The sequence below is a fragment of the Longimicrobium sp. genome (genome assembly GCA_036377595.1).
Lineage (GTDB): Bacteria > Gemmatimonadota > Gemmatimonadetes > Longimicrobiales > Longimicrobiaceae > Longimicrobium.
In genome coordinates this window covers 89,947-96,647 of record DASUYB010000015.1, presented here as the reverse complement: position 1 = coordinate 96,647, position 6,701 = coordinate 89,947, and the positions used below count along the sequence as shown (strand labels likewise).

The following is a 6,701-nucleotide window of genomic DNA, read 5'->3' as shown; positions in this document are numbered from 1 at the left end:
GGACCGAACGGGGCAGGGAAGAGCACGCTGATGCGCACGCTCGCCACCCTGCAGGAGGCGGATTCCGGCGAGGCCACCCTCGGCGGCATCGACGTGCTGCGCGAGCGCGACGCGGTGCGCCGCACGCTGGGCTATCTGCCTCAGGAGTTCGGCGTCTACCCGAAGGTCACCGCGGAGGACCTGCTGGACCACTTTGCCGTGCTGAAGGGGATCACGGATCGCCGCGAGCGGCGTGAGACGGTGGATGCGTTGCTGGAGCAGACCAACCTCGCCGAGCATCGGCGGAAGAAGCTGGGCGGCTTCAGCGGGGGGATGCGCCAGCGCTTCGGCATCGCGGTGGCGCTGCTCGGCAACCCGCAGCTGATCATCGTGGACGAGCCCACCGCCGGGCTGGACCCCGCGGAGCGGGTTCGTGTCCTGAACCTGCTGAGCGAGCTGGGGGAGAACAGCGCGGTGATCCTCTCCACGCACATCGTGGAGGACGTCTCCGAGCTGTGCCAGCGGATGGCGATCATCAATCGCGGCGAGATCCTGCTCGAAGCGGAGCCGCTGGCGGCGATCGAGTCGCTGCGGGGACGCGTCTGGCGCCGGATCGCCGCCCGGGGAGAGACGGCGGAAGAGGAGGGGCTGCGGGTGATCTCCACCAAGCTCCTGGCCGGGCGCACCGTGGTTCACGTCCATGGCGATACGGCGCCCGGCGTGGGATGGGAACCCGCCGAGCCGGACCTGGAGGACGTCTACTTCAGCACCATGGCGGGGCGGATCGGCCGGCGCCGCGGGCAGCCGGAGGTGGCGGCGTGAAGCTCCGCGAGATCTTCCGCTTCGAGCTCGCCTACCAGGCACGCCGCCTCACCACCTGGCTCTACTTCACGGCTCTGGGCGTCGTCTCGTACCTGTTCGTCCGCGGGAACTACCTGGCCGACGCGACCTACTCCGACTTCTATCTCAACTCCCCCTTCATCATCGCGTCCGTCACCGTCTTCTGCAGCCTGTTCTGGCTGATCGTGGCCGCGGGCGTCACCGGCGAGATCGCCGCGCGCGACGCGGAGACGGGGATGCATCCCCTCACCTACACCGCCCCCGTCTCCAGGGCCGAGCACCTGGGGGGACGGTTCCTGGCCGCCTTCGTCCTCAACGCGGTGATCCTGCTGGCGGTGCCGCTGGGGGTGATGGCCGCCGTCTACGGGCCCGGGGTGGACGCCGAGGTGGTCGGTCCGTTCCGGCCGGTGGCCTACCTCTCCGCCTACGGCTTTCTGGCGCTGCCGAACGCCTTCGTGGGGACCGCGATCCAGTTCGCGTGGGCGGCGCTCAGCCGCCGCGCGATCGGCAGCTACCTGGGGAGCGTGTTCCTGCTGTTCGTGGCCTACGGCGGGATGATCGCCATCCTGTACTTCCTGGAGCGGCAGGACATCGCGGTGCTGCTCGACGTCTTCGGCCACATCTACATCACCTCCGACCTGGTGCTGGGGTGGACGCCGATCGAGAAGAGCACGCGGCTGATCGGGCTGGAGGGCCCGCTGCTGTGGAGCCGCCTCGTCTGGCTCGGCATCGCGCTGGGGACGCTCGCGCTCACCTGGGGCCGCTTCCGCTTCGCCCATCACACGCCGAAGCCGCTGTGGAGCCGCATCGCGCGGCGGCGCGAGGCGCACGCCCCGACGCCCGCCGGGAGCGACGCCGCGCGGACCCCCATCTCCGTCCCGCAGGTCACGGGGAGGTTCGACCCGGCGCTGTACGCACGGCAGACGCTCGCCATCGCCTGGACGTCGTTCCGGGTGATCGCGAAGAGCCGCGCCGGGCTCGTCGTGCTGGTCTTCATCGCCGCGCTCACGGTGCTGCTCCTGCCGCAGAACCTGTACAACATGGGGACGCCGCTCCTCCCTACGACGGCGTATCTCCTCACCTTCCTGACCACCCCGCTGACCAATCCGCTGACGCCGTGGGTGATCATCCCCCTGCTCATCGTCCTCTGGGCCGGTGAGCTGGTGTGGCGCGAGCGGGAGCACGGCCTGGGCGAGATCACCGACGCGGCGCCGGTGCCGGAAGGGGTCGTCTTCACGGGCAAGTTCCTGGCGCTCGCCCTGGTCCTCGCCGTGTGGATGGCGCTGCTGACGCTGGCCGGGCTCCTGATCCAGCTGCGCCTGGGATACCACGACTTCCAGCTCGGCCTCTACCTGAAGGTCCTCTTCGGACTTCAGCTCCCCGAGTACCTCCTCTTCATCGTGCTCGCGCTGGCGGTGCAGGGGATCATGAACCAGAAGTACCTCGGCCACCTAGTGGCGCTCCTCGTCTTCGGGCTCATCGCCTTCGCGCCGCAGCTGGGGATCCGGCACAACCTGCTCATCTACGGCGGGAGCCCGGGGTGGACGTACTCGGACATGCGCGGCTTTGGCCCGTCGCTGGGCCCGTGGGCGTGGTTCAAGGCGTACTGGGCGGCGTGGGCGCTGCTGCTGGCGCTGGCGGCGCGGCTGCTCTGGATGCGGGGGATGGAGGGCGGGGTGCGGACGCGGCTCCGGCTGGCGCGCGGCCGCTTCACGCGCTCGGTGCCGTGGATGGCCGCGCTCGCGGCGGGGCTCGTCCTGACCCTGGGCGGGTTCATCTTCTACAACACCAACGTCCTCAACGACTACGCCTCCGCCTTCGCCCGCAAGGAGCGGAGCGCGGAGTACGAGCGCCGTTACGCGCGGTACGCGAACGTTCCGCAGCCGCGGCTGACGACCGCGAAGCTGCGCGTGGAGATCTACCCCGATCGCCGCACGGCGGAGATCCGCGGGACCTATCTCCTGGTGAACCACGCCGCGAGGGCGATCGGTTCAATCCACATTGCCACCGTCCCCGGCGTGGAGACCGGGGCGATGAGCTTCGACCGTCCCGCCCGGCGCGTGGTGCAGGACGACGACCGCGGCCACCGCATCTACTCACTGGAGCGGCCGCTGCAGCCCGGCGAGTCGCTGCGGCTCGGCTTCCGGGTGAAGGCGGCGCCGCACGGCTTCCGCAACGGCGGCGCCGCATCTTCCGTCGTGGCGAACGGCACCTGGTTCACGAACGGAGACTGGCTCCCCGCCATCGGCTACCAGCGCCGCCGCGAGCTCTTCGCGCCGGGAGAGCGCCGGGCGCACGGGCTTCCGCGGCGCCCGGTGCTCCCCACGCTCGCCGACGCGCAGGACGTCACCGGCGAGGAGGGTCAGGACGGGGGCGCCGAGCGCATCTCCGTCGACGCGGTGGTGGGCACGGCGGGAGACCAGATCGCCGTCGCGCCCGGGCTGCTGCGGCGGACGTGGACGGAGGGTGGGCGCCGCTACTTCCACTACGCGACCGACACCCCCATCGGCGACGAGTACGGCTTCTTCTCCGCGCGGTACGCGGTGCGCGAGGAGCGGTGGAACGGCGTGGCGATCCAGATCTACCATCACCCCGGCCACACGGCGAACGTGGACCGCCTGCTCCGCAGCGTCCGCGCCTCGCTCGACCGCAACAGCCGGGAGTTCGGCCCGTACCCCTACAGCTACATCCGCCTGGTCGAGAACTCCGTCCGCAAGATGGGCGCACACGCCGAGGCGACCACGATCGACTACGGCCAGGGGTTCTCCCTCTTCAATCCGAAGGAGGATCCGCGCGGCCTCGATTTCCCCTTCGCCATCATGGCGCACGAGATGGCGCACGAATGGGGCGTCCCCTACGCGTTCGCCGAGGGCGCGCCACTGATCACCGAGAGCTTCGCGTGGTACGCCGCGATGGGGGTGGTGGAGGAGACGTACGGGCGCGAGCACCTCCGGCGGCTGCTGCGGTTCTTCCGGCAGCCGTATCCCATCGTGCCCATCCGCCAGTCCGTCCCGCTGCTCCGGGCGATGGACCCGTACGCATCCTACCGCAAGGGCCCGTTCGCGCTGTACGCGCTGAGCGAGTACGCGGGGACGGAGCGGGTGAACCTGGCGTGGCGGCGATTCTTCGAAGCGCACCGCCCGGCCGCGGCGCCCCCGGCGACCTCGCTCGATCTCTACCGCGAGCTGCAGGCGGTCACGCCGGACTCGCTGCGGTACCTGGCCCATGACCTGTTCGCGGCGAACACCTTCTGGGACCTGGAGACGGAGCGCGCCACGGCCAGGCGGACCGCGGCGGGCGCCTGGCAGGTGACGCTCCGCCTGCGGGCGCGCAAGGTCACCGTCGACCCCGCGGGCAGGGAGACGGAGGTGCCGATGGACGAGTGGGTGCCGATCGGCGTCTTCGCTCCGAACAACAACGAGAGCCTGGACTTCGGCGAGGTGCTCTACCTGCGGAATCATCGCATCCGCTCCGGCCGGCAGACGATCACGGTCACCGTGCCGCGCAGGCCCTCCGACGCCGGCATCGACCCCTACGTCCTGCTGATCGACACGGAGCGGTTCGACAACGTCGAGGAGGTGCAGATCGAGCGGTGAGGGCGAGCGCCGGGCGGCTTCCGGGCACCGGTGAGCCGCGACGACAACTGATTGGAGTGAATGGAAACCTTCTGGAGGCAGCGAATGGCGATGGACGACTTTCTCAAGCGCCTGAAGGGCGCGGTGAAAAACGCCGTGGTGTGGGGTGCCGCCTGGTTCGCGCTCACGGTGGTGACCGTCGCGGTGCTCCACGCCGCCGGGGTCGTCGCTTCCAGGGGACCCTGGCCGCTGGACGCGATCTTCATGGGGATGAGGGTGGCGGTGATGGGCGCGATCGCCGGGGGCTTCTTCTCGGCCCTGATCAGCCTTCTCTACCGCGGGAGGCGGCTTGCGGAGATCAGCTGGGTGCGCTTCGGTCTTGGCGGGGGGATCGTGGCCGGCCTGTTCGTGCCGGCCTTCATGGTGACGGCCAGCCTGCTTTCGGGCGGCGGAATCCCCCGGCTGGGGGCGATCGGCTCGGATGTGCTGCTGGCGGCGCTGTTCGGCGGGGTCACGGCCGGCGGTTCGATGTGGCTCGCCCAGCGCGGGGCGACTGCATCCATCGCCGGTCCGGATCGGCGCGAGCGCCTGGCCGCCGGCTCCGGGCCGCTCCGCGCGACGGACCTCGGGCACCGCGCGCACGCTCCGGCGCGATCCGAGAATTGACGGGGTGAACACCGCGCCTGCTCACGGCCGGTGGGACCTTTCCGTCCAGTAGGGATAGTTGATGAACGAAAGGTGGCGCTTGAGATCGGCCTTTGTCGGCGGCTGGAGCGGCGTGAACATGGCGCCGGTCAGCCTCGCTGCTCGCCAGGCATCCACGATGACCTCGTCGAACACGGCTTTGCCATTGAAATGTGCGAACCGGAAGGCGTGGTACTCATCCGGGAAGCCCGCCGGCATGTGAATGTCGTACAGACGGAACATCGAAGGGTTGTCCTGTGCATTCGGAGCCGTCGGGAAGCGGTCGCGATACCACTCGAAGTCCGATCGCGCTTCGTCGAACTTCTCGACCCAGCGGATCACGTCCATCCACCAATAGGGTTCGATCGGGTTTCCGCGGCGGGTGGCGGTCTCGCATTCGGCGAACTCGAAGGCTCCAGGATCGATCCCCTCGAGCAATCTCTTCGCCCGGCTGGAGATGAAGACCGGGATCATGCCGTCATAATCGACGGCCTTGGCCCCGGTGCCGGGAATGACCACCTTCGGCTTCTCGCGCAGTGGAGGGACGCCCACGAACACCGGGTGCGGATGTCCCGGAACTCTACGCTCGTGGTAACCGACACGGCGCCCGTTGACGAGAGCCTCCTCCTCGTTCACGAAGAAAACACCGGTGCCGGAATTGGAGGCCACGTCGAGCGAGACCAGATAGTAGCGCTTGCGGGCGGGTTCGGGCGTACGCGTCGTCATGGCGGTCCTTCGGTGGACTGGCGGGTTCGTTAAGCCTGGGCTCGTGCTGGCCTGCAGTTTCGTCCTGATTCTTCAACACGCGAGTTTTCTATTCCGTCACGACTGCCGCGCCTTTTCTGTCCAGTAGGGATAATTGACGAAGCGAACATGATCCTTGAATTCGGCCTCTGTCGGCGGCTGAAGCGGTGTGAAGTGGGCGCCGGTCAGCCTCGCTTCTCTCCAGGCGTCCACCAGGACCTCGTCGAATACGAACTTGATGCGATAATGGGCGAACCAGAATGCGTGGTACTCGTCGGGAAAGCCCCCGGGCATATGAATGTCGTACAGGGCGGACATCGACGGGTTGGTCTGCGCGTCCGGGGCCATCGGATAGCTGTCGCGATACCACTCGAAGCTCGACCGCTCTTCGTCGAACGTCTCGACCCAGCGAATCACATCCATCCACCAATAGGATTTGACCCGGCTTCCGCGACGGTCGACGGTCTCGCATTCGGCGAACTCGAATCCCCCGGGGTCGATCCCCTCGAGCAGCTCCTTTGCCCGGGTGGAGATGAAGATCGGCTTGAACAAATCGTAATAATCGAGGGCCGTGGGTCCGCTGCCGCCGATAACCACCTGCGGCTTCTCGCGCAGCCGGGGGATACCTACGAACACCGGGTGCGGATGTCCCGGTTCTCTATGCTCGTGCGTACCGGCAAGACGCCCGTTGACGAGAGCCGCCTCCCGGTTGACGAAGGAAAGGCCGCCCGACACGGGGCTCATGTCCCTCGTAACCAGATAGTAGCGCTTGCGGGCTTGTTCGGGCGAACGGGCGGTCATGGGCAGGTCCTTCGGTGGCTGTCGGGTTGATGTATCCGGAATGATATGACTCGGACATCGCCTCATGCCGCGATTTCG

Annotated in this window: 5 protein-coding genes; 3 read left to right on the top strand and 2 right to left on the bottom strand. The window is 68.3% G+C overall.

The features are described 5' to 3' along the window. The 3 genes from VF092_02510 to VF092_02500 all read left to right on the top strand — a co-directional run. The coding region (locus VF092_02510; GenBank protein HEX6746159.1) for an ATP-binding cassette domain-containing protein at positions 1–801 on the top strand (801 nt) is incomplete at its 5' end. Next, positions 798–4,415 carry an ABC transporter permease gene (locus VF092_02505; protein ID HEX6746158.1) on the top strand — a complete coding sequence of 1,206 codons (3,618 nt, stop codon included), beginning with the start codon at positions 798–800 and terminating at the stop codon, positions 4,413–4,415. The genes VF092_02510 and VF092_02505, both read left to right, overlap by 4 nt. Positions 4,416–4,499: 84 nt before the next feature. Further along, complete coding sequence (locus VF092_02500; GenBank protein HEX6746157.1) at positions 4,500–5,060, top strand: hypothetical protein; 561 nt, start codon at positions 4,500–4,502, stop codon at positions 5,058–5,060. Between the two features lie 21 nt (positions 5,061–5,081). Here VF092_02500 and VF092_02495 read toward each other — a convergent pair whose 3' ends face one another. Together VF092_02495 and VF092_02490 are read right to left on the bottom strand one after the other, a co-directional pair. Next, on the bottom strand, positions 5,082–5,804 hold the full coding sequence (locus VF092_02495) for a DUF1629 domain-containing protein (GenBank protein HEX6746156.1): 723 nt from the start codon (positions 5,802–5,804) through the stop codon (positions 5,082–5,084). A 96-nt stretch (positions 5,805–5,900) separates the two neighbouring features. Further along, a complete protein-coding gene (locus VF092_02490; GenBank protein ID HEX6746155.1) occupies positions 5,901–6,623 on the bottom strand; it encodes a DUF1629 domain-containing protein in 723 nt (240 codons plus the stop codon). Between the last annotated feature and the right edge of the window lie 78 nt (positions 6,624–6,701).